The 22,567-nt window shown below is 31.5% G+C and carries 27 protein-coding genes; 9 read left to right on the forward strand and 18 right to left on the reverse strand.

What is annotated here, in order from left to right:
- Nucleotides 1-116 precede the first annotated feature (116 nt).
- Nucleotides 117-386: an ArsR/SmtB family transcription factor gene (locus ACJJVT_RS03560; RefSeq protein ID WP_405396544.1), complete on the forward strand. Its 270-nt coding sequence runs from the start codon at nucleotides 117-119 to the stop codon at nucleotides 384-386.
- A gap of 52 nt (nucleotides 387-438) precedes the next feature.
- On the forward strand, nucleotides 439-1,449 hold the full coding sequence (locus ACJJVT_RS03565) for an LLM class flavin-dependent oxidoreductase (RefSeq protein ID WP_405396546.1): 1,011 nt from the start codon (nucleotides 439-441) through the stop codon (nucleotides 1,447-1,449).
- Nucleotides 1,450-1,462: 13 nt separating this feature from the next.
- Here the strand turns inward: ACJJVT_RS03565 and ACJJVT_RS03570 are convergent, their stop codons facing one another.
- Genes ACJJVT_RS03570 through ACJJVT_RS03585 form a run of 4 tightly spaced genes read right to left on the reverse strand, consistent with a single transcriptional unit; the run spans nucleotide 1,463 to nucleotide 5,027 of the window.
- Nucleotides 1,463-2,437 (reverse strand): carbon-nitrogen hydrolase family protein, encoded by a 975-nt coding sequence (locus tag ACJJVT_RS03570; RefSeq protein ID WP_405396548.1) that lies wholly within the window; start codon nucleotides 2,435-2,437, stop codon nucleotides 1,463-1,465.
- A complete protein-coding gene (locus tag ACJJVT_RS03575) occupies nucleotides 2,430-3,287 on the reverse strand; it encodes a hypothetical protein (protein ID WP_405396550.1) in 858 nt (285 codons plus the stop codon). Before ACJJVT_RS03575 ends, ACJJVT_RS03570 begins: the two co-directional genes overlap by 8 nt.
- Nucleotides 3,288-3,298: 11 nt before the next feature.
- Nucleotides 3,299-4,129 carry a PIG-L family deacetylase gene (locus ACJJVT_RS03580; protein ID WP_405396553.1) on the reverse strand — a complete coding sequence of 277 codons (831 nt, stop codon included), beginning with the start codon at nucleotides 4,127-4,129 and terminating at the stop codon, nucleotides 3,299-3,301.
- A gap of 28 nt (nucleotides 4,130-4,157) precedes the next feature.
- Nucleotides 4,158-5,027 carry an alpha/beta hydrolase gene (locus ACJJVT_RS03585; protein WP_405396555.1) on the reverse strand — a complete coding sequence of 290 codons (870 nt, stop codon included), beginning with the start codon at nucleotides 5,025-5,027 and terminating at the stop codon, nucleotides 4,158-4,160.
- Nucleotides 5,028-5,220: 193 nt separating this feature from the next.
- Here ACJJVT_RS03585 and ACJJVT_RS03590 point away from each other — a divergent pair, with 193 nt between their 5' ends.
- A complete protein-coding gene (locus ACJJVT_RS03590; protein WP_405396558.1) occupies nucleotides 5,221-5,787 on the forward strand; it encodes a peptidylprolyl isomerase in 567 nt (188 codons plus the stop codon).
- Between the two features lie 221 nt (nucleotides 5,788-6,008).
- Here ACJJVT_RS03590 and ACJJVT_RS03595 read toward each other — a convergent pair whose 3' ends face one another.
- The 14 genes from ACJJVT_RS03595 to ACJJVT_RS03660 all read right to left on the reverse strand — a co-directional run bounded on the left by ACJJVT_RS03595 (nucleotide 6,009) and on the right by ACJJVT_RS03660 (nucleotide 18,993).
- A complete protein-coding gene (locus ACJJVT_RS03595) occupies nucleotides 6,009-6,641 on the reverse strand; it encodes a hypothetical protein (protein WP_405396560.1) in 633 nt (210 codons plus the stop codon).
- Nucleotides 6,642-6,732: 91 nt separating this feature from the next.
- Nucleotides 6,733-7,839: a hypothetical protein gene (locus ACJJVT_RS03600; protein ID WP_405396562.1), complete on the reverse strand. Its 1,107-nt coding sequence runs from the start codon at nucleotides 7,837-7,839 to the stop codon at nucleotides 6,733-6,735.
- Nucleotides 7,840-8,082: 243 nt separating this feature from the next.
- Nucleotides 8,083-9,090 carry a DUF2931 family protein gene (locus tag ACJJVT_RS03605; RefSeq protein ID WP_405396565.1) on the reverse strand — a complete coding sequence of 336 codons (1,008 nt, stop codon included), beginning with the start codon at nucleotides 9,088-9,090 and terminating at the stop codon, nucleotides 8,083-8,085.
- A gap of 2 nt (nucleotides 9,091-9,092) precedes the next feature.
- Nucleotides 9,093-9,389, reverse strand: coding sequence for a hypothetical protein (locus ACJJVT_RS03610; RefSeq protein ID WP_405396568.1), 297 nt, complete (start codon nucleotides 9,387-9,389; stop codon nucleotides 9,093-9,095).
- Between the two features lie 67 nt (nucleotides 9,390-9,456).
- A complete protein-coding gene (locus ACJJVT_RS03615; RefSeq protein ID WP_405396570.1) occupies nucleotides 9,457-9,693 on the reverse strand; it encodes a hypothetical protein in 237 nt (78 codons plus the stop codon).
- A gap of 186 nt (nucleotides 9,694-9,879) precedes the next feature.
- Entirely contained in the window at nucleotides 9,880-10,362 is a 483-nt protein-coding gene (locus tag ACJJVT_RS03620) for a hypothetical protein (RefSeq protein ID WP_405396572.1), read from the reverse strand.
- 75 nt (nucleotides 10,363-10,437) lie between these two features.
- Complete coding sequence (locus ACJJVT_RS03625) at nucleotides 10,438-12,720, reverse strand: hypothetical protein (protein ID WP_405396573.1); 2,283 nt, start codon at nucleotides 12,718-12,720, stop codon at nucleotides 10,438-10,440.
- Between the two features lie 282 nt (nucleotides 12,721-13,002).
- On the reverse strand, nucleotides 13,003-14,094 hold the full coding sequence (locus ACJJVT_RS03630) for a hypothetical protein (protein ID WP_405396576.1): 1,092 nt from the start codon (nucleotides 14,092-14,094) through the stop codon (nucleotides 13,003-13,005).
- 304 nt (nucleotides 14,095-14,398) lie between these two features.
- Nucleotides 14,399-14,917 carry a hypothetical protein gene (locus ACJJVT_RS03635; protein ID WP_405396577.1) on the reverse strand — a complete coding sequence of 173 codons (519 nt, stop codon included), beginning with the start codon at nucleotides 14,915-14,917 and terminating at the stop codon, nucleotides 14,399-14,401.
- Nucleotides 14,918-15,144: 227 nt separating this feature from the next.
- Nucleotides 15,145-15,564, reverse strand: coding sequence for a hypothetical protein (locus tag ACJJVT_RS03640; protein WP_405396578.1), 420 nt, complete (start codon nucleotides 15,562-15,564; stop codon nucleotides 15,145-15,147).
- Between the two features lie 215 nt (nucleotides 15,565-15,779).
- On the reverse strand, nucleotides 15,780-16,277 hold the full coding sequence (locus ACJJVT_RS03645) for a hypothetical protein (RefSeq protein ID WP_405396581.1): 498 nt from the start codon (nucleotides 16,275-16,277) through the stop codon (nucleotides 15,780-15,782).
- 217 nt (nucleotides 16,278-16,494) lie between these two features.
- A complete protein-coding gene (locus tag ACJJVT_RS03650) occupies nucleotides 16,495-17,034 on the reverse strand; it encodes a cupin domain-containing protein (RefSeq protein ID WP_405396583.1) in 540 nt (179 codons plus the stop codon).
- A 514-nt stretch (nucleotides 17,035-17,548) separates the two neighbouring features.
- A complete protein-coding gene (locus ACJJVT_RS03655) occupies nucleotides 17,549-18,133 on the reverse strand; it encodes a hypothetical protein (RefSeq protein ID WP_405396585.1) in 585 nt (194 codons plus the stop codon).
- Between the two features lie 224 nt (nucleotides 18,134-18,357).
- Complete coding sequence (locus tag ACJJVT_RS03660) at nucleotides 18,358-18,993, reverse strand: hypothetical protein (RefSeq protein ID WP_405396588.1); 636 nt, start codon at nucleotides 18,991-18,993, stop codon at nucleotides 18,358-18,360.
- Nucleotides 18,994-19,317: 324 nt separating this feature from the next.
- Between ACJJVT_RS03660 and ACJJVT_RS03665 the strand changes: the two genes are divergently transcribed.
- The 6 genes from ACJJVT_RS03665 to ACJJVT_RS03690 all read left to right on the forward strand — a co-directional run bounded on the left by ACJJVT_RS03665 (nucleotide 19,318) and on the right by ACJJVT_RS03690 (nucleotide 22,548).
- Nucleotides 19,318-20,640, forward strand: a complete 1,323-nt coding sequence (locus tag ACJJVT_RS03665; RefSeq protein ID WP_405396591.1) for a 2TM domain-containing protein — start codon at nucleotides 19,318-19,320, stop codon at nucleotides 20,638-20,640.
- 22 nt (nucleotides 20,641-20,662) lie between these two features.
- Nucleotides 20,663-21,115 carry a pyridoxamine 5'-phosphate oxidase family protein gene (locus tag ACJJVT_RS03670; protein ID WP_405396594.1) on the forward strand — a complete coding sequence of 151 codons (453 nt, stop codon included), beginning with the start codon at nucleotides 20,663-20,665 and terminating at the stop codon, nucleotides 21,113-21,115.
- Nucleotides 21,116-21,258: 143 nt separating this feature from the next.
- Nucleotides 21,259-21,540 (forward strand): 2TM domain-containing protein, encoded by a 282-nt coding sequence (locus ACJJVT_RS03675; protein ID WP_368389755.1) that lies wholly within the window; start codon nucleotides 21,259-21,261, stop codon nucleotides 21,538-21,540.
- Between the two features lie 21 nt (nucleotides 21,541-21,561).
- Entirely contained in the window at nucleotides 21,562-21,852 is a 291-nt protein-coding gene (locus ACJJVT_RS03680; RefSeq protein ID WP_303599807.1) for a 2TM domain-containing protein, read from the forward strand.
- Nucleotides 21,843-22,181 (forward strand): 2TM domain-containing protein, encoded by a 339-nt coding sequence (locus ACJJVT_RS03685; RefSeq protein ID WP_303599808.1) that lies wholly within the window; start codon nucleotides 21,843-21,845, stop codon nucleotides 22,179-22,181. Before ACJJVT_RS03680 ends, ACJJVT_RS03685 begins: the two co-directional genes overlap by 10 nt.
- A 1-nt stretch (nucleotide 22,182) precedes the next feature.
- Entirely contained in the window at nucleotides 22,183-22,548 is a 366-nt protein-coding gene (locus tag ACJJVT_RS03690) for a 2TM domain-containing protein (RefSeq protein WP_405396597.1), read from the forward strand.
- Nucleotides 22,549-22,567: the final 19 nt, after the last annotated feature.

Genomic DNA, 22,567 nt, shown 5'->3' on the forward strand with positions numbered 1-22,567 from the left:
TATCAAATGTAGTATTAATCTTAAGGTCAAGTTAATGATTATAAAGGTCTTCCCAATTTGTGTTATAAATCGATATTTATAAATACATTTGCATGTATCAATATATTAAACACATCATGGAGCTAAAACAAGTAGAGAAAATATCAAAAGCGTTAAGTGATGTAAATCGTTTGAAATTATTGCAGTACATGCAAATGAACCAAGGTAAGGTAGAGTGTACTAGAGCCTGTAATTTGTTAGATTTAGCACAACCTTCTATTAGTCATCATATTAAGAAATTAGTAGAATCAGGATTGATAAATCAACATAAAATTGGTCGTAATTATAACTATTCACTGAATCATGAGGTGTGGGATAATTATATATTACGCTTGCAAAATCTGTAGTTTTTTCAATAGATATATAGATACTTTTAAATATATAAATGAATTTAATAGTATGAAAAAAATAAAATATTCCATATTAGATTTAGCCATAGTATCTCAGGGTAGTACATTGAAAGATACTTTTGATCATTCGGTAGCTTTGGCGCAAGCTGCTGAAGAAGCTGGCTATACACGTTTTTGGTTGGCAGAGCATCACAATTCCGTCGCCATAGGTAGTAGTGCAACATCAATTTTAATAGGTAAGATAGCTGAAGAAACGAAAACCATTCGTGTAGGTTCTGGCGGAATAATGTTGCCTAATCATTCCTCTCTAATAATAGCAGAACAGTTTGGTACTCTGGGTATTCTATATCCTAACCGAATAGACTTAGGCTTGGGTCGCGCGCCAGGAACAGATCAGTTGACGGCACAGGCTATTCGATCAGATTTTTACCAGGCGGCACAGTCATTTCCTCTAGAGGTTGAAAAAATACAACGTTATTTTTCTGTGGAAAATGCCGATGCAAAAGTGCGTGCTACTTTGGCAGAAGGGGTAGAAGTACCAATATACATATTAGGTTCAAGTACCGATAGTGCTCATTTGACGGCTAAAAAGGGATTGCCCTATGCATTTGCGAGTCACTTCGCAACAACACATTTAATGAATGCGTTGAAGATTTATCATAATGAATTTCAGCCGTCCAAGGATTTAGAAAAACCATATACGGCTGCGGGAGTGAATATCATTATTGCAGATACTGATGAAGAAGCAGAACGCATTTCTACATCGTTATATAAAATGATTATTGCCCTTTTGACGGGTAATAGAACATTTATGCAACCACCTGTTGAGATGACAGACGATTTGCGAGAATTAAGTCAGAACCCAGCTGTGCAGCAAATGTTGAAATTCTCATTTATAGGTAGTAAAGAGACCGTTAAAAAACAAGTACAGCAATTTATATCAGATACTCAAGTAGATGAATTGATTGCGGTGACTAATATTTATGACGGACAAGACCGTATAAAATCTTATCAAATGTTTGCAGAGATTATGAAAGAATTGAATGGAGAGAACAGTTAAGTTCTCTCCATTTTTAATCATTTATTTCAACGGTAGACTGTCTTTCTCTATTAACAGTAAGCTTTGTAACATCTGGTCTAGAATAATGCCCTACAGAATCAAAGTTTTGGCGTTCTTCTAGCACTCTATTAAAATCGATGGTTGCGGTAATGAGTCCTTCTTTATCAATTACCGGAGGTAAAATCCATTCTCCATCAGGTCCGGCAATACAAGAGCCTCCGTTTGCCAGAGTATCTGGGCAGTTTTTAAGAATAGTATCTAAATGTGGTGTGTCTTTAGGGAAATCGGTTTTGCTCATTAAACTAGAAACGGAAACTACGAATGATCTTGATTCCCTTGCAATAAATCGTGTAATATCAGCGGTATTATAATCGGAACCCGGCCATACGGCTATATGCAAATCTTCTCCCAAACCATATAAAGCGGTACGTGGAAGAGGCATCCAATTTTCCCAACAATTGAGTCCGCCAACAGTAAAGTTTTTTAGGTCGTGAACCCGTAACCCATTACCATCACCAGGTGCCCATGTTAATCGTTCTTCATAGGTTGGTTGTAATTTTCTATGAACCGATTTAATTTCACCATCACTATTGATATAAACTAGCGAGCAGTAAATACTGTGTCCGCCTCTATTTTTTGCTCGTTCCATTAATCCTAAGTAGATGGCAATCTTATGTTGCATTGCAAGAGCACAAATGTCATCTAATTCTCCCGTTTCAATTTGAATGGAATTTTTGATATAATGGGCATGAATTTCTTTCTGAACTTTAGAATCAAACTGAGCACCATCGGTCATGGAAACCCAAAAAGGATAGCCAGGTAATAGAGCTTCACCAAAAACTACAAGCTCACAATCATCTTCACCAGCTTTAATGATATAATCCTTGATTTTATCAATAGTCTTCTCTTTATTTAGCCAAACCGGTGAGATTTGAGCCATACCTATTTTAAGGTTGTTTTGTTCTGGAGTATCTATAATTTTAGTCATTACTGCTATTAGTGTTTAATTTAGTTTGAAGCTGTTTTTTAAATCGTTGTGCGAAAATATGATTAGGGTCTAATTCAAGTGCTTTATCAAGGTTTGAAGTTGCTAAAGACAAACTATCCATTTTTAAATAAATACTACCGTATAACACATAAGGTTGAGGTATATTCGGGTCATTGATCTGGGCATTAAATTGGTCGGCAATAGCGAGTGCTTTTTTGAAATTCCCTAAATCAGATTCCAAGGTAGCTGCATAGCTAATAAAAAATGGTATTCTCTTTTGTTTGGGTGTAGTAAGAATGTGTAACGAATCTAAGGCTAATTCAGGTCCGTAAATAGCATTCAATACCTCAATGTATTCTGCCTTTATATATGATTCGTTGGGGTGTTTATGTATAAAAGTTCTATAGTTTTTTTCGGCTGTTGACAAGAAATTTGATAAAAAATCTTCATCTAATTTTACGTTTTGTCCGCGTGCATTAAATAGCTCTAGCGTAATCATGGTAACTTCTAAAATCAGTTGGTCGTCTTCACGAACCTTAATTTGAGAATTGTTTAGGTCGTTTAAAATTTCAATTCTTTCTTTGAGATCTGTAGTATTTTTACCAACCAACGCCTGCCCAACAATAAAAGTAGAATCGAATGCTATGGCTTTTCTAAATGCTTTTTCAGATAGCGTCCATTGACCATAATCTAGAATATGCTTCCAACCTTTATTAAAGTAAAAAACAGCAGAATCGTTTTTAGCGCCGTAAGTGTAAACGGCTGGTTGGTTAGATGATTTATTTTGTTTTTGCTGACATGAAGTAAACAATACAAAAGCTAGTACATAAAGGGAATACTTCAATGACATGGAAAATAGGTTTAATCGAAAATATTGTTTTTAATTTCATTCGAGCCATTCCAAGATCTAAAATATATTACCGAATCGGCTTGACCTACAATTTTTATTAAATCATCAATAGCTTCTGGTATATATTGAGATTTGTGGCAATCTGATGCGGTATGCCCAAGCAATAAATCTTCCTCATTGAATGGTATTCTATAGGTTAGAAATCTCTTTTGAGTTCTTTTTAAATTATCGTTTAACCATTGTACTAAATCAGTATTAAAGTTGACATTCGTGTTACTTATTTCTTTCGGATACCCGTAATACAAAAGGTTTTGTAAAGATTCTGATGTTTCTCGTTGAAAAACCTCGGTAACCACGTTACTAACAATTCTATGGTCTGGGTGACCGTATTGGCCACCAGGTCCAAAACTAATTACAGTATTGGGTCGGTATTTCGTAAAAAGGCTATCAATTTTTTCGTCTAAAGAATTAATGTTCTCTTTTTGCGCTAAATCTCCGTCTATATAACTAAGAAATATCGGTGGATTAATTCCTAAGGTTTTTGTAACGCATAAGGCTTCTTCTGCACGTATTTCTGCCAATAATTCACCCGCAGGAATATTTGCATGAGGTGTAACTCCTTTTGAGCCATCGGTAACAATCACCAAGTGAATATTTACCCCTTCTTTTTGATACTTCGATAGAATAGGGGATATAACAATCTCATCATCTGGATGAGCAAATATCGCCATTAGGGTTTTGCCGTTATTGGAAGAGATTTTATTTTTAATTGATTTCTTCTCATGATTACCACAGGAAGATAATAGAAGAATAGTTAAAAGAATTGGTAATAGTTTTCTCATTGTGTTGGTTAAGAATGATAACGTTCAATTAACGAATTAATTCAATCAACTTCAAATTTAATTCCTCTGTCAATTCGGGTATGGTACTTATATGATCCGTATTGGTTTCCCAAAATATTTTTGGCTCTTTAGCTGCTTTAAATATGCTCATACCTCTTTCGAAGGGTACGGCTCTATCATTAATACTATGTATAATAAGTTTAGGAGTATTCGTTATTTGAGTAATATCACTAATGGCGATATAATCTTGATTATAGTTATTAGGGTCATTTGTAAATGATTTTAAATAAAACGCTCGAAAATTATCTGTAATAAAACTATGTGCAGATTCTAAAGATCCGTCGAGTACTAAAGCGTCAATTTTAGTCTGGTTGTCTTTGGTCAACTTAACAGCTAATTGACCACCCAAAGACATGCCATATACTATGGTTTTAATACTGTCGTTTTTTGTCCGGTGCAAAAAGTCAACAAAAGCCGTTTCTGTGTCTTTCATTACACCTTTATAGTTCGGAATGCCATTTGACTTTCCGTAACCTCTCCAGTCGGTCGAATACACTCTAAAGCCATTTTCAATTAGTGGTTTAATTAATTCTTGACCTTGACTGGTATTTCCGCTATTTCCTCGGATTAAAAAAATATTTGCTTTAGCTTCTGATGAAGGGTTGAACACATAGCTATGAATTTTAATAGAATCATCTACGGTAAGTATATGTTCTGAATAGTCAAAATTATTCAAAAGTTCAATTTCTGTAGAAGGCCTATAGAAAAGTTTAGACTCGTTATTTTGTACTAATGCCTTTATATAGGGGTCAGATTGATAAAGAAAAAGTCCGTAAGCAGTTACTACAATTAGTAGAACTAGAAGTGTTCGAATGATAATTTTGATTGGTTTTTTCATATTGGGTGCAACGTATTTGTAGATGTTTTGTTGTTATCGAAAGAAGTTTTTTAGATTCCTAATGGTCATAGATATAGGGTATATTCAATTGTATTGTAGTTTTACCTTTTTTGATATCAATTTAGTCCTTCGGTAAGCATTAAATTTTTACATCAATTTTTACTACTTTAACTGACTACTAAATAATAGCTACATGAAGTGTTTAAAGTATTTGATGGTATTTGTATTGTTTACGGCATGTAAATCATATGAAATAGGTAAAATAGACACTCCAAAAGGAGAAATTTTGATATGGTTGCATGAAGAGACTCCCAATCATAAAGCAAGTTTTATAGAACTAGCGAATTCAGGTTATTGGGATTCGCTGACTTTTAATAGGGTGATTCCAGATTTTGTAGCACAAGGTGGTTGCCCAGATACTCCTGAAGGTTTTAATGATCCCGAATATTTATTAGCGCCAGAATTTGATTCAAAACTTACACATACCTATGGTGCAGTAGGAGCAGGGCGAGATGGAAATGCTGAAAAATTATCGGCTCGTTGTCAGTTTTACATCGTACAAAATAAAGATGGTCTACATCGCTTAGACGGTGACTACACAGTTTTTGGTAATGTTTTAAAAGGAATGAATGTTGTAAACGAATTAGTAGGTGTACCAAAAGATTCTACTGATACACCGATTACACCATTACCATTAGATATTTCAATAGTAAAGATTTCTGCGAAAAGGCTAAAAGAGCTACGGCTAAATAATAAATAATAGAAGTTTAAAATATTGTAAGTTTCTGTCTTCGCCCGAAGCTCAAGTTTCTTGCCAGCGCGGATCACTTAGATATGTTCGGGCGGGTTTTAATCTATGTTTCTTGTTCAGAGATAAATCCGTTCCCGATAGTTATTGGTATTGGCGACTCCACACACACACACAGCTTAGCTTTAAAGCCATAGGTCAGCATTAGGTATAGCTTGTGTTACTACTAGTTTTTAATCGAAATTAGACCAAGTTCCTCGATTCAAATTCCCTCTTAACTTCTCATCGTATAATCTATTAGCTACGAATATTGTCACCCAAAATCTATCTTGCTTATAAAATTGGTCATATGTCTTTTTTGGGTGTATTTGAATAACTCTATCTTTATCAAACCATGTTAACCTAGTTCCTTCAGCAAAAAGTTTTTCTCTACCTGTTGAATTAGAAGAATCCTTTATAATAGGATTTCCGTATAATGAATTAAGTTTCGAAATCATTTTATTATAAGCAATACTATCGGTATTCTCATTTTTAGCATAAAAGATTAAGAATTCATTTTTAGAATTGGTTAAAGCTCCAACTTTCGAGAAATATAAATTGTAAAAAACAGCTAACTTATCAGCAGAAGAAGACCTTTCATGAGTGTATTCAGAAATTTCTTCTAAATCACCTCTAATATCATATTCATATTCTCCAATTTGATAATGCTCATAATTTGCATCATCAATATCAAAAAAAGAATCTACATTAAAGTTGTTATTTAGCTTTTCAAGATTTAAAATATCTTTTTTGAATTTAAAATTAGTTTGTCCATTACATCCAGTAATAATGGATAACATTACAAAACTTAAGAATATTTTTTTCATTTTTTAAATTATTGGTGGCATAAAAATATATAGACCTTTTGGTAAAGATCGAGACCCTTTTTACGTAAAGCTTTTGCTTGGCTTAGTTTATTTATGACGGAATATTCAAAGCTCTATTGATGATAATTACTTCTTTGTTATTTATTCCTCTTTCTGTAGAAGGGTAAAGTATTACCGCATAGTTGTTTTCAGTAGTTTTGTTAACGCTAGATATAATAAGTCTATCGTTAGGCATATGAAGTATTTTATTAGAAACTAACTCTTTAAAACCGTTGATGTCTTTACTATAGAAGAATTCTAATAATTTATCTTTTTTAGTCGTAAACCAACCATTACCAAACTCACCGTTAAACACCGTAACATAAGTGTCATCTGCTATTTTTACAGGTCTCCAAGTGTTATAAAAACTATTTTTAATGTCAATTAATTCTTGAGAGGTAATAACACCAGATTTAGATATGGTCTTAATAGTAACGACTCCTTTTTCATTGTATAAGAGATAAGAATCATCATTAAAAGATAGATTTAATATTTGATTAAAATATTGAGGAGCTATTTTTATAGTTCTTTTTTGTAGTTCATTTCCTTTTGCATCTATTAATCTATGCAACCAACTATTATCTTCATAAGCTAAAAGATGAATTTCATTATCATTAATAAATATGTTATTATTTCGGGGAAGAGAAATTTTTACATTGTGTTTTTTCTTTATTAAACCTTCTTTAAACTCCATCGAAAGTAGCTTGTCAGGTTTAGTATCTGACCATAAATCTGCAAAATGAAAAACTGAATATTCATTTGATATCCCTATAAAATCACCTACAAAAGGTCTATTACCTTTTTTGAGTACAATTTCTTCTCTATTAAATATAGGAATACTAATTTCTAGCTCTTTGTCTGGATGATATGGTATAATGGAAACATAATTTTCTAATGCAGGACTATGAAATAATGTGGGTAAAATACCATCATCTTCTTTGTAATTTTCATCGCTACCATCAATGTCTATGACACTATATATTAAACTAAATAGACCCTCGTCATCACTATCAACGTAGTTGGCTAAAAGACTCTTTTCTTTATAATTAATACTCTTTTTTGCCGAAATGCCATATTCAGCGGTTAGGGTAGTTATTTTACCGAATTCAGAATCTTCAGTCACGTTAGAAAAACAATTCGTTTTTTTAAGATTTTCCATTTATTTCCTTTATTAATGCCAATGGTTAAGATATGAAAAGTTAAGATGTTTTTTAGTGATGTATTTCAACTTGGTCACAAGCCAATCTATTGAATTTTGTTTTACCAAGCCAAATTCATTTAAGTCAAAGGCATTGCTAGTCTTCGATTTTCGTTGGGTTGTTTTGCACTATTACAAAAGATAATTATATAGTAAGGTGTTTAGAAAATTTTCTTTCTACTTATTACACGAAAACCAATAGCTTTATTCATCTTCTTTTAATTCAATTTTACTAGTAGTTGTAACTGTGGTTTTAATTCTGTCATTAATACTTTTTTCAATTACAAATACTAGCGTATCTGCGACAGCTAAGTTATTCTTCTCTTCTTTGAAACTAGTCATATAATCTTCAGATAATCGATAAGATTTTCTGTCATCTCGTTCTGTTTTGTTGATGTCAATACGGTGAGGAACACCTTGGTAAACTAATTGTTTAGCACCATTGCTATTTTCGAACCGATTAGCTTCTTCATTAAAGCACTCTAAATCTACAGAAGTAACCTCATCAGAAAAACCAATTATCTGAACATAATACTGGTACTTTTTTGAAAAATTTTTCCATTTTTCCATTTCTGGCGGAATGTTATTTTTTATGATACTATCTGTTTCTTTACTATTAGAATCAAAGTCTTCAGGTAAAGAATTTAAGAGTTCATCTCCAAAGGCATTCCAATCATAACTATCAAATTCTTTTGCTTGATACGTAGCAATCTCTTTTTGAAAATAATATTTACCCGAAGCCCAAAGTGTCACCATACCACCAGGCGCAATACCAACTCCAAATTCATAACCATAAACATCAGATCCACCATATGGACTAAATGAGTGCATTTTTGATTTTTCTAACTTAAATAAACTATCTATTGTTTTATGCGGAAGCTCAAAAGTGCCTTTATATATTTTACGTTCACGAAGAGAAACCCAATGGCAGGATAAGGTATATGGCGGAGGGAAATTTTCAAATTCATAATTACCTGCAAACCCCCAGTATGCATTATCTTCTTTATAGTCCTCGGAAATAGTTATAGATTGATTTTTATTTTCAGTCATAAGTTCAAATCTGCCCATAATAGGGTGGTGCTCTGCCACACCAATACTAAAAGAGTAATTTTCTCGAGAGTAGGTTTGGTATGATATCATTCTCCATACATGTAATGCAATAAGAATAACGGTAATGACCAAGAACGATAAAGTAAGTTTGTGTATTCTCATAATTAATGCTGAAAAGCTGCTGCAAGCCCTGTTAAAAATGCTATACCTAGTGCCACTAGTAATGAAATTACTACGGCTATAATACCAAGAATTTTAAACACTTTTTTATTTTTAGAAGTATCGAAATATGCTATCAAAAACAGCTGAATTGCAACTACTACCCAAAATAAATTGAAAAAATACAAGAGCTGGTTTTCGTGGTTTTTCATTTCTAATAAAAGCGTAAAAAGCAATATGGTGTTTATAGTAGCGATTAGAAATGTCAAAGAGCTATTAAATTTTGGTGTGGTTTTAGTCATATTTTTAATTAAAATAGGTATGTTCTTATTTACTTATAGATTAAATTTCGACATATTTTTTGTAAAATTATTTTAGTTCACATTTTACGTCTGCCATATATCCGGCTTTCTGCTCTATCCATTCGTTTAAGTCTAAAGTATCATTTTTAGACTTTATAAAAACCCTATTCCAAGATTTTTTTAGAATTTGCCCTTGGGCAATATGTTCTTCGGTAGTTCTATCTAAAATTATAACCGTATCATTTTGTTTACCATTAAAAAAGACATGATTATTTCTCCCATAATAATCTTCAATATCAAGCATACATAGAAAACTGCCTATAATCCCAAAAAATAGAATTAGAAAAATTATCGTTAATTTTAAAGAGCGTTTATAAATCAAAAATATTATTAATAAAAGAAAGAGAACCAATGCAACTATTGACATTAATGATATGTATTAGGGTTGTGCTTAAAACCATTTTTTTTATTTAAAAGTAATTATAGAATACTAATCTCCATCCAATAAGTATATTTCAGAAAGCAATAAATGCTCATTAGAATTGATAAAGCATAATTTTTTTATGTAAATAGAATTATGCGCTATTGATTCGTTATTGAATTCGTAGCAATTTCCTTTAACATCAAAATAATCAGATTTCCTTCTTGTACTTTGGTTTGTATAAGTCTCTGGGGTATTAAAGAAGTCTATTTTTTGATTTCCACTTAAATAGAATGTATTTACGTTATTCTCTATTGAATGATTAATAACAACCTTAATACTATCTCGTTCTAAAAATTGAGCTACGTATTCAATTAATGAAGGGTCTTGCTCACTAAAACCTTCATTTATTCTTTTTGATGCAAAGTATATATTAGAATCATTTTGTTCGTTTTTAAAATTTGTTTGTAAAGCGTTATTGTCGATACTGTTTTTACACGACAATATCGATACTAATAAAATCCCTAAAAGTATCTTTGTTACATATCTCATTTGAATGTATTTTCAATAGTACGTTTGCATTTCAAAAGTTAGTAAAGCATATGCAAATTGTTGTAGCATATATGCTTAATGCTTTAAGGTATTGAGTTTTATTTCTTCTAAGGTTTTTTGGTATTCAGCAAGATTTTTATGGTCACTATCAATAGCCAGTTGGATCGCTTTAGATTCTAATTCAATGGCGCTATCCTTATCACCTAGTAAGTATGCTAAATGGGCAAGCGTATCGACGTAAAAATGGCTCTCAGGCGATAATTCAATTGAAATTTTTGACCATTTTTGTGCTTTCAGAAGTAAGCTCTTATCGGTATTTCTTTTTGTTACCACATCCCAAGCCATTGCATTACCTAAAGTCGATAAAAGATACTTCATATCATCGATGTAAATACATTCGCATGATTTGTAAAATGTCATTAACTGTTCCGTAAAATTATCTTCTAAAGGAGCTACTTCATTTACCAAAGCATCAAATTTCTCAATACTTAATTTCTGATTATTATATAAATAGATATAATAGTAGAAAATGGAATAGTATTTTTCAGATGCTATGTTATTCAAATTCTCATAAATGGCGGTTACCAAAGCCGGATGCATATCTTCATCTCCATGTCTACTTTTAAGTATTTCTCTAATAGTAGCATATTGGTTTTGACTAAACCGCTCTGAAGATTTAGTATGAATTTTTGATGTTTCAACAGGAAATCTAGAGAGGTACAAACAAAATTCATAATATATTTTGGTAGGCGCATAGTTTCCTTTTTCACCCGCTATATCATCGAAAAACGACTCTACAGTTATGAAATCAAAAGCTAGTTTAGCATAATCAAAATCAATAGCGGTATCATTTTTATGCTCTTCTACCAGTCTATCTAACTCTTGTCTAATATCTTTATAATCAATTTGCGGATAGAAGTATTGAACATTTGTCTTAAACCCAGGATAAGCATTTTTATTTTCCCCAATTACATGTATTTGTGATTCAATGATACTCTCATCAGCACTTTTTACTCTCTTGGTAATGGCTACATCAATTATATCATGATAGCGCTGCTTACCTAAATCTAAGAAGTCTTTGGCAGTTGTACTTTTTGCTTTTAATTTTCTTTCTAGTTTATTTAATTCTTTGATAGCTAAAAGATTTTCTGATAATTCTTGATCTATACCATGGTACTTGTAGTAGAAACTTTCAGTATTAACATCTTCGGTATATATAATATCTAAATCGCTATTTAGTGCAAATACTTCATCAGTACTCTCTGGTCTATATTTCGAAAGTTCAGTTAAGTCTTCTGGCTTTATATAATAAACTAAAAACTTATCATAATTATGATCACTTAAATATGACTTTTCAGCACCACTATAAATGCCATCAAAAATGTCATGAAAATAGGCGACATCGTTATTTCTGAGTAAAGAATTAAAAACTAATAATACTTTAGATTCGTCTGCTTTTACAGCTGCAACAGCTTCCTTTAAATGGTTGAATTCATATTTCTTATATTCTTCATTTCTAGGCGCAGGACTAATGGTCATTACAGGCTTGTAAACATATTTAGGATTATTAAACTTTTTATAAACTTCTTTTTTAACCTCTGCAGGCACTTTCCAATTAGGAAAAGAGTCTATTTTAGTACGTTTTACATATGTTGAAGGTGTAAAAATTGAGGAGAATGCTTTACTGTCTATGTCAAGTATCTTTCGAGTACTCCCATATATTTCTGCCACGGCAAATTTTGAGTTGAAGATATTATTTTTATCCCGTATAGTTCGGTGGTCTACATAAGCATTGGCCGCATTTTTTGAAAGCGTAAATTGATTCATGAGGTATGTTGCTTTTTTCTTTTCGTTATTAGCGGTTACCTCTTCTTTTAAAATAAATTGTATTTCTGTTATTCTTGGTATTTTTACACTTAAATAACCGTTAAAAGCAAACGGTTCAACATTTTCAGTATTAAAAAATAGTGTTTCGAAACTTAAATTTAAATAGGTGAAGTTTTCATCTCCTTTGGCTTTATAGCCCAGGTAATAATTTTCATCTTTTGACTCTAAACCTCGTCTGTAAAAATTAACGGTAATACTGTCTTTAATATTCTCAGAATAATCTTCTGTAACATGAAAGCCTTCAACCTCATAACCAATATCATCTAAATAGATAACTGTTTCTCTACCAGTGTCAAACTTACCGTGTGTTCCCTCTTTTACTATAATGTTGTACGTATTGTCTTCTTTAAAATGAAATTCTGCACCACGGGTACTAGGTGAACCGTAATATATTTTCTCTTCTTGGGCGTAAGCATAGAAAACTGAACAGAAAAGCAGTAAAAAAAATAATTGTTTTTTAATTAATGACATTCTTAAGATTATATGATTTATTTAATACAACGTTGTAAATATGCCAAGTAGTGCAGTTTGTCAGCAATTATTTTTAATTGGTAGCTACTATCAATAAAGTACAGCCTTTAGATGAAACACTACTTTTTTTATTTATCGCGCATGGCGTTGTAATTAGTTCTTATTGCTGGTAGATATAAGTAGTGGTAGATGAAACTACGTGTGGGTTTAGTTCTACTCTTGTCTTGTCTAGAACCAAATTGAAATATTAGCGGTCGTTATGAAAAAAGCAAAAGTTTTGTTTTACTTATTTAAGATGTTAGAATCTTTATCTTCTTTCAGAATATTTATTTTTAGAAAATGAAAAAAAGTCTTTTCATCGCCACGTTGAAAAAACCAAAATAATATGGTAACAAGAAGTATCATCGTTGCTAATTCAAAAAATCCGAAAGCTAATGTTATTGTAAATAATGAGATATAAATTAAAAATTCATATCTAAATTTAGTGTTCATATGAACTCTTAGTAGATTATTTCTTTTTTCAATTTGTATATACGCCTCAAAAGGTTTTAAACCATATTTATTAATAAAAGACCCTAAATTTGAATTAAACACTCCAATCTTAGTAGCGTCAACCATTAGTAAGTTTTCATTTAACCATTTAATTTCATAGCTTTTTTCATGAGCAAGTCTTTCTACTAATTCTTCTTTTGTAATACTAACTTCAAAAATATCTTTTAAAATAAATCTCGAACTAAAGCTTTTACTAAATTTATTTAGTTGTTCATCAATGCCTTCAAAATTTTCTATTTCATTGAATATAGGTTTTTGTAGAAAAGTTGACAGTTTATTGGCAACTACAAAGACTTTTTCGCGGTTATTAAAAGTAGCTATATTATATCTTTTGAGATTTTGCATTACGATAATCAATTGAAAATTAGTAAATAATGCATTCATAGTTCCTGTATTGCCGGCTGGGATTTTTCTCCTTTCTTGAAAACCTATAATTTGAATCCCGAGTATCTTGTCTAATTTCTTTTCTTTTTTTATAAAGTCTTTATGGCTTAATGCAAACTTGCCTGTCTTTTTATTAAAATAACGTTTCGTTTTATAATCTATATAACCTATTAAGAAGCCAACAGAAAGAATGAAACCTATAAAAATATAAATGGTATAGAACCAGAAAGAGTCTGGCATATTTAGGTCTGTTATGAAAACATCATAAAATAAGACACTCCATAAACCAATTAATAATATTTGTAAACACAGAACCAATATTTTGCTAACTACTGCCGGTTTAAAGAATACCTCATTTTCTTTTTCTATATATCTTGTATTGCCATCACTAGCTTTTAGAGGTGTTTTTTTAATTGTATTTTTTTCTTCGAGCTTCATGTTTTTACTTACATCTAGCGTTTAGTATAAGAAATGTAGAGTATAGGGTAATCACTTCATTTTGGCTTGTCAGTTAGCTAAAATTGATTTTTTTTAAAATGCAATAAGCTATACTTACTAGACTTTTTTGTTTAACATAAACGTCTTATTTTATTCTAAATTGTTGGCAATTGTACCTTGTTTAAATTATTCAGGTTTTGTAAAATTACCTGTTGTACCATTTAAATCTCAAGTAAAACAATGTTGTTACGTACCTCAGACCTTTGTAGTTAATACCTTGGCTTTATTTTCTATTCATTGTCACCTATAGTATTTGCAAAATTTGTGCAACTTCTTTTTTCCATTTTTTTTCGTCATTAATTTTTATTGAAATTTCGTCACCTGTAATGTTCAATTGCTCAAATAATTTCTGGGAATGTGGAAACCCAATTTTTTTTCCAACAGCGCAAAATAATTCCAAACTATTATCTTCTTCAATTACTAAATCAAAATAGCTCCATAAAATATCCATAATAAGTAAATTCCAATTTAAACCATAGTCTTTGTAAATCTTATCTTCTTCAAGTGAAAAATACACGATTTTACTCATCGTATTACTTTCAAATAAAGCGTAAAAGGTATCTCCACAATCAAAAATGGGTGTTATTTCGAAATTTGAAAATATTGTAAAATGTGTCATTGTAGGAAAATAGAAATAGGAAGCTTTTGGCTCCATAACTACAAATTCTAATTCATCAATATCACAGGTATTATTTAAAAAAAGTTCTGGAATATTAAATTTTAATAATTTTGCTTTTCTCTCTTCTATCGATGTTAGTTTCATAGTGTAGATAACGTTTGTGCTAAGTATAATAAGGTGGCAAAGGTGCTTTTCGTTTCCGTCTAAGCACGAAGTTAAATGGTGTTATACGCCTGTACTGAAAAGGTGCTTTCGGGCAGGTTTTATTTTCTATTGTTCAATTTAGCAATTTTATAAATATACACAGACCTTTCGATTTTGCTCTAAAGTCAGTATAGTGTTTAGTTTTTGTTTTAGATAGTTTTTTCTTACTATAAACCGTCAAATATTCCACCAATAAATTCTCCGATTCCTTCAAATAAGCCATCAAAAATTTCACCAAAATCTAACCATGATGCATCGAAATCTATATCAGGTATATCAATCCAATCGGCTGTTGTAGAAACGGACAAGCCACTTAACATTTCTGTTTTCATTTCTACATAATCGCAAATTTCTCCGGTTGTTTCGTGATACTTGTCAAAATCTGTATGAGAAGAAAAAATACTGATAGCCCAGCACGAGAAATCAATAACATGAATTCCATCATACCATTTACTTTTTCTATGTGCTTTTTTAACTTCTTTTGGTTTATAGAATTTCTTTTTTCCGTTTTCTTCAACTAATATTTTTCCAATATCAGTTATATATTCTTTTTTATTTATTGGAGCAGGAGCACAAGACATTCCCATATTCTTCAGTTTTGTTGGTGTAGTTTAATTATTTGCAAATGTTGGGTTGAGCGTAGGTAAGGAAATTGTTCGCTTCTGTTTTTGCGCTATCCAGAACTTTTTATCTACGTTTATTTTTTACTATTAAAATCTCAATTCAAATAGATATGGCGACATTTTAAATATGGTCAAGTCATTTGATAAAACTCTCGATCTTAAATAAGTTACAGCTGTTTTTATGCTACTTCTATTGTCTTACCAATTATCTGCAATAAAGGCTGCATTTTTTTATTATAAGGTCCAATTTCTCTTATAATTATGTCAGTTATTACTAATTGACCATTTACAATTTTAGCAGTAGTATAATAATATTGGGTTTCATGGTCTACTTTAAAGCTTTTGGTGATAAAATTATCTGTAATTTTTAAATCCTCGTAAGGCTCGTATTCACCTTCCGTTACAAATTTGTCGTATAACTCTAATTTTAAATCTTTAAAAAAAGAGCTATTAATTTTTGGTTCAGTTTTATTCTGGTTAGCATAATTAGCTATCGACATTTGTAATGTTCCATCATCAGTTTTAGCTCTAAACCTATCACTCTCATAGGGAATCCATTTTACAGGTAATCGAATTATATAAAAATTATCTACCAAGTGCTTTTTTAAATCAACTTCAAATTCAAATCCTTTTTGGTCAGTTTTTTTTTCCTTTTTAAATAAATCAAATAATCCCATGTTTTTTATTTTAATGATATGTAACACTTAGTGCAATTAAGGTAGGGCAGAGGACAAGCATTGTCTTTCGAATTCTCACCAAACCAAATTTACATATTTTGCTTTTATTTTTTTCTATATGCCAAATTGAAAATTTGGCGACCTCATAAAAAAGCCAATCTTTTTAATTAAGCTTAAACCGCCCTATTTTATTCGCGTTGTTGTGGTTGGTGTTTTTTTACGTACAGTACTTTTCAATCAACAGTTTTTCTATTCCAAAGATTTTACCTAGTATCGCTAAAGTTGAAATACCTATTTTTTGAACTATGGAAGGAAATTTAGGAGAAAAAGCATCCATCATATTTAATCCAATTGCTGCATGGAAAATATTATTTGGAAGACCATCATTATTTGTTTTTCCATCATTAGTTAATCCATACATAATTCGTAGAGCATTTATCATTTTTTTTGGATTTAAAATTTCTACATCGAATATTACTGTTTTAGCAGACCTATTGAAAAAAAAATGATTGGTTAGAGGTGATATTGAAAATTCGTTCCCAGCTCTTAAAATTGTTTCACTGTTATTAATAGCAATATTTAATTCACCTGAGATAACTCTGAATGTTTCATTTATTTTAGTGTGGTAATGAAACTGAGTTTGTCCACCTCCAGACTTCAGAAATGTTCTAAATGTTAATTTGTGTTCAGAATTCTCTATAATTTCTATACGGTCTTTAATAATAGGGTTAGAAAACTCTATTTTGCTGTTTCTCATTTAATTAGAAAGTCTTTTTTTATCTATTTTGGGTATTTCTTTATCAATCCTTTTTGCTAATTCAGGCAATTTTCTAGGCTCAAATGGCAAGTAGGGTAGGCAAGGGAACTTTTCGTTTCCGTCTGCGAACGAAGCTAAAGCTTATTGTTTAGTTTTCTTTTTTCTTGTCCAAAGCTAAATCCATAAGATTTAGCGACTTTATAAATATACACAGACCTTTCGGTTTTGCCCTAAAGTCCGCATTACGTTTAGCATTGATGAAAAAGCAGCAAGTCGAGTATCTTTAAAGTTCTCTAAAACAATAAGATATGAACACTCAACAAACTGCTTACCCGAAGTTATACATTGGTATCGATATTCACAAACGAAGCTGGAATCGAACCGATCACACATAGGAGTGCGAGCAAGTTATATTAAAAGAAAAAAAGGTGGTTTAAGGCAAAAAAGAAAATATTAATTAACTTTAAGAAACTGGACTAAGGCTTTTCATAGGAGGTTTTGTTAGCACCAGTTTTTATTCAATCAAGGCTTTTTTCAATACCTCTTTATTTACGTAATTACGATTATCTACAATCCGATAAACGTTCTGTTTAAATGTTTCCAATTCCGAAAGCGCTTTTTCAAGTCCATTCACAAAATCAGATTTGTTCAAAACCATTTTTACTAAAATATCTTTTTCTTTTGGACTGTCATCATAGTATTCAGAGAGTTCAATTTCGTTTCCTTTGATACGATAAAAAACGGATGGATGTCCAATCCAGATTTCTTTCCATTTTTTGGATTTTTCTGAAATGATTTTCACCCAATTTTGGTAATCATTTAATTCACTACAACATTGATGCTCGATAATTAAACTTTCGCTTTCAATTCTTAATCCCCCATCAAATGGAACGATTTGGTCTAAATAATTTTCTGATTCAATTTCCTCAATATGAGTATCAATAGTTGCTTTCAGTAGTTCGTCCGTAACTTTTGATAATATCAGCTCATTATTAAACTCATCTACTTTAATTAAGGCGCCTATTTCTGTAGCTTTTTTATATAGTTCGGTATAGTTGAATTCTTCTTGAATAGGGTTCGAGTATAATGTGAATTCCATTTTTTTCAAAATTGGTGCTAACGGTCTGAGCTATGAACAGTACGGGAGCAAATTAGCGTTTGCTTTCCGCCACGCACATAGCGGAATCTTTTGGTTTTGTTTTTTCTTTTTACTGTCCAGAGCAAAATCCCAAAGATTTTGCGGACTTCATAAAAATACACAGACCTTAGCGTTAAAAACCTAAGCCCGTATTGTTTATAGGTTGTGTTAGGTGTAGTTTTATTTTATCGTTCGGTTTGGAATATTAATACTCCACCATCAATGATTGAAAATACATTACAATTATTAGATTCTAATTTTAACATTGAGCTAAATGGATTAACATTAATTGAATTAGCTAAAGTCCATAAAATCCAATGACTTGGAATGTATGAGCTACTCATTCGATACATTGGTTCACTTAAAAAGTGGTAGGCATTATATCCATTTTCCCCAGTTCCTTTTTTTATAAAAGCAGACATTCGGTCATCTATTTCAATTGAGATTCTTTCAGAATAATTTAAATCAGTTATATCAGAAATTGATTTTCCTGTCCTAAATAAAATATTGGGATTTTTAAGTTCGTCGGTAAACGCGATACTTTGAATATCTTCAATAGCTTTTAGTGTTTCCGAAATGATTTGGTCTTTATTAAGTTTTTGGTTGAATTCTTCAATTAGTGCATTTCTTAAATTAAAAGCATTATTTCCAATTTCTATTCCTTTAGGGAACGACTTAAATAATTCTAAGAATTTTGTTTTATCTAAATCCCAAATATCAAAATGTAAATCAAAATCACAATCTACTTCCACGTCAACATTTACAGGTTTTCCCATAATCTGTCTCCATTCATTTTGCCATATTTTATGTTGCTTTTTCATTTTTTAAATTACACCTAACAATAGTATATATAACATTGATGTTATATGTACCTCCAATATAGAATATATATAACATATGTTATATATATCTTTTATAAATTTTTAATGATCAAGGAGATTCTAATTCCATTATAAACAATAGTTTCAGTTAGCCTAAAATACAGTTCAGCTACTAGAAAGTACAATTCAGAATATATTTTTATTTTTTGAGTAGAAAAGGCTTCATGTTTGCTTTTATCTAGGACATTTTCAGAAAGACGTATACGTCTAAAAGGAAATCCCTAATTTTAAAAATTAGAAAGCAATCAATTTAAGCTTACAAACATGAGTAGTTTTTTAAAGGTAGTAAGGACAGCAATAATCATAGCCTTGGTTATGGAACTAGTTCGGTTGCTTCTATCTGATTGGGAAAGTATAACATTATATGGCGAATTACAATTTACTGGTATAGCCTTGCTGTATTCTTTTGTGCTATCTTTGGTTAATATATATTTCAGCGACTATATCTCTCAAAAGTATACATGGGAGAATGAAACGCAAAAACGGTTATGGTACGGTGCCGCCGGCTCTATTTTACTTACTGTATTGGCGTTTGGTGCTGTACGCGCGTTTACTGAAATCTATATATTTGGTAAAAGTTTTGAACAGTACGTAGCCGGAGAAAGGATACAATATTACTTCTATGCGTTATTAGTTACCCTAGTAGTTTCATTGTTTTTACACGCTTTCTACTTCTATAAAGCCTTACAAGATACCAAGGTAAAAGAACAAAAAATAATAGCAGGTTCAGCATCTGCAAAGTTCGATGCTCTGAAGAATCAGTTAGACCCTCACTTCCTTTTTAATAGCTTAAATGTATTGACCAGCCTTATAGAAGAAGATCCTATGCAGGCGCAAAAATTTACTACTTCGCTATCTAAGGTGTATAGATACGTATTGGAGCAGAAGAGCAAAAATCTTATTTCTGTTGACGAAGAACTAAAATTTGCAAGAACCTATGTGCGACTTCTAAAAATGCGTTTTGAAGATAGTATCGTATTTGAAATCCCTGATGAGGCACTGGATCCTGAGGCTAAAATAGTACCATTATCCCTACAGTTGTTATTAGAGAATGCAGTGAAGCATAATGTGGTAACCTCTTCAAAACCACTACATATTAGAATATATGAAGAAGACGGGTACTTATACGTGGTCAACAATTTACAAGAAAAACAAGTAGTTAAAAAGAGCAGTGGTGTGGGGTTACAGAACATTCGTCAGCGTTATGCCATTCTTACCAAAAAGGAAATGCAGATTTTTAAGACTGCTAAAGAGTTTAAGGTGCGTTTACCTATGCTTACAAATGCAATTTCTTTTCGAGAAACACAAGACTCGCATATAAGCGCTAAGCGCTATGAAAAAGCAAAAGAAAGGGTAGAACTCATTAAAGGATTCTATGGTAACCTTACTTCTTATTGTATTGTTATACCTTTTCTTGCCTATATAAATTTTAAGACTACCAGTTTTGTTTGGGTTATTTTCCCTGCTATGGGTTGGGGTATTGGTTTAATTGCTCATGGTTTAAAAGCATATGGTTATAATCCGTTATTTGGTAAAGGCTGGGAAGAAAGAAAAATAAAACAGTATATGGAAGATGATAGATTCTGAATGAATTTTAAAGGGAAACACTATGAAGCTAACAAAAAAGATAAAATCAGCTATAAACGATAGTGTATTATGCTGGTTGGCAACCTCTTCTGCCGATAACATACCTAATGTGTCACCCAAAGAAATATTCAGTTGTTTTGGAGATAATATGATTATAGTAGCAAATATAGCATCACCACAAACAGTTAAAAATATTCAACAAAATAAACACATCTGTATTAGCTTTATAGATATTTTAAAGCAGAAAGGCTTTCAATTGAAAGGAGAGGCTAAAATTATTACAGCAGCAAGTAATGAGTACGCTAAGATGGAAAATGTATTGTTGGTGCTAACCGAAGGCAAATTCCCTTTTAGTTCAATAACGAAGATTAGTATTGCCAGTGCTAGGCCTATAATTGCTCCTAAATACATACTGTTCCCCGAAACTACAGAAGAGGACCAGATTGCCAGCGCAAAGAAAAACTACGGATTTTAAGGTCTCTCAATAGTCTAAGAACATGCTTTCTACAATTCAGTCGTAAAAAATTACAACTGGGTATTTCATTTTTTCAAAACCTGTACGATCTGCCGAAATTTGAAGTATAGAAATAAATTAGTAATCACTAAAACTTTAAAAAGATGGAATCAAACTTCACAACAGACAGCAATTATAAGTATGAAAAGGCAAAAGAAAAAGTACAAGCTATAAAAGGCTTTTACGGTAATTTATTGGCCTACTGTATCGTCATACCATTTTTAGCATATATCAATTATAATACAACAAGTTTTCTTTGGTTTATTTTTCCGGCACTTGGTTGGGGATTCGGTCTATTAATGAACGGACTTTATGCCTTTGACTATAACCCATTATTCGGTAAGAATTGGGAAGAAAGAAAGATCAAAGAATTCATGCAAGAATAATAACCTAAAAGACTAAAGATCATGGAAAACACAAAATATACAAGAGCAAAAGCAAGAGTTGAAAAAATTAGAAAATTTTATAGAAAAGTAGCGTCGGCTATCGTAACCATTATAATTGTAGCGACAATCAATTATTATTTTAATGAATGGAGGAATGCCTGGTTTCTTTGGGTAGTATTCGGTTTAAGTATTAGCTTATTTTTTAAAGCAAATAAAATCTTTAACTTGAATCCGTTTACGGGCAGAGACTGGGAAGAAAGAAAATTACAAGAGTTTTTACAACAAGAGGAAAATACAAGAAGATGGAGCTAAACGAATTTGAACAATCGGATAAATTATTAAGAGCCCAAAAGAAGGTAAAAGAGATAAAGGGGTTTTATATTCACTTACTTGTTTACGTACTCGTAAATCTGTTTATTATGACAATTACCATTATGGGGATTATGTCTGGCGGAGCTTCGTTCACAGAGGCTTTATTTAACATCGGTACTTTAACTACTCCGTTTTTCTGGGGAATAGGTTTGGCATTTCATGCCGCTAAAGTATTTGGATATAGTCCTTTCTTTAGCAAAGATTGGGAGCAGCGCCAAATCAATAAATATGTAGAGCAAGATGAACGAGATGCTGAAAAATATAGATAATATGAAAACTGAACGAGCAAACGATTATCTTTCTAATGGAGAGGACAGTAGTTTTTCTAAGTATGAAAGAGCAAAAGAGAAAGTGGCAAGTATAAAGCGCTTCTATAATCATGTATTGGTTTTTCTGATCATAAATATCATGTTGTACTTCTTAAGACATAAGTTCGTTTTCATTTTAGTAAGTAAAGAAGCATTCGGTAATCCTGAGTTTTTAGAATGGATAAACTGGAATGTCTACGGTACAACCATTGTTTGGGGGATGATACTGGCTATTCATGGAATTATTGTTTATGGCAATATCTCAGGGTACATGAAGAGGTGGGAGGAACGTAAGATTCAGAAATACATCAATTCATATAACGATTAAAGCATACAATTCTAGTAAA

It is taken from the genome of Maribacter sp. Asnod2-G09 (genome assembly GCF_045063795.1).
In the GTDB taxonomy this organism is placed as follows: domain Bacteria; phylum Bacteroidota; class Bacteroidia; order Flavobacteriales; family Flavobacteriaceae; genus Maribacter.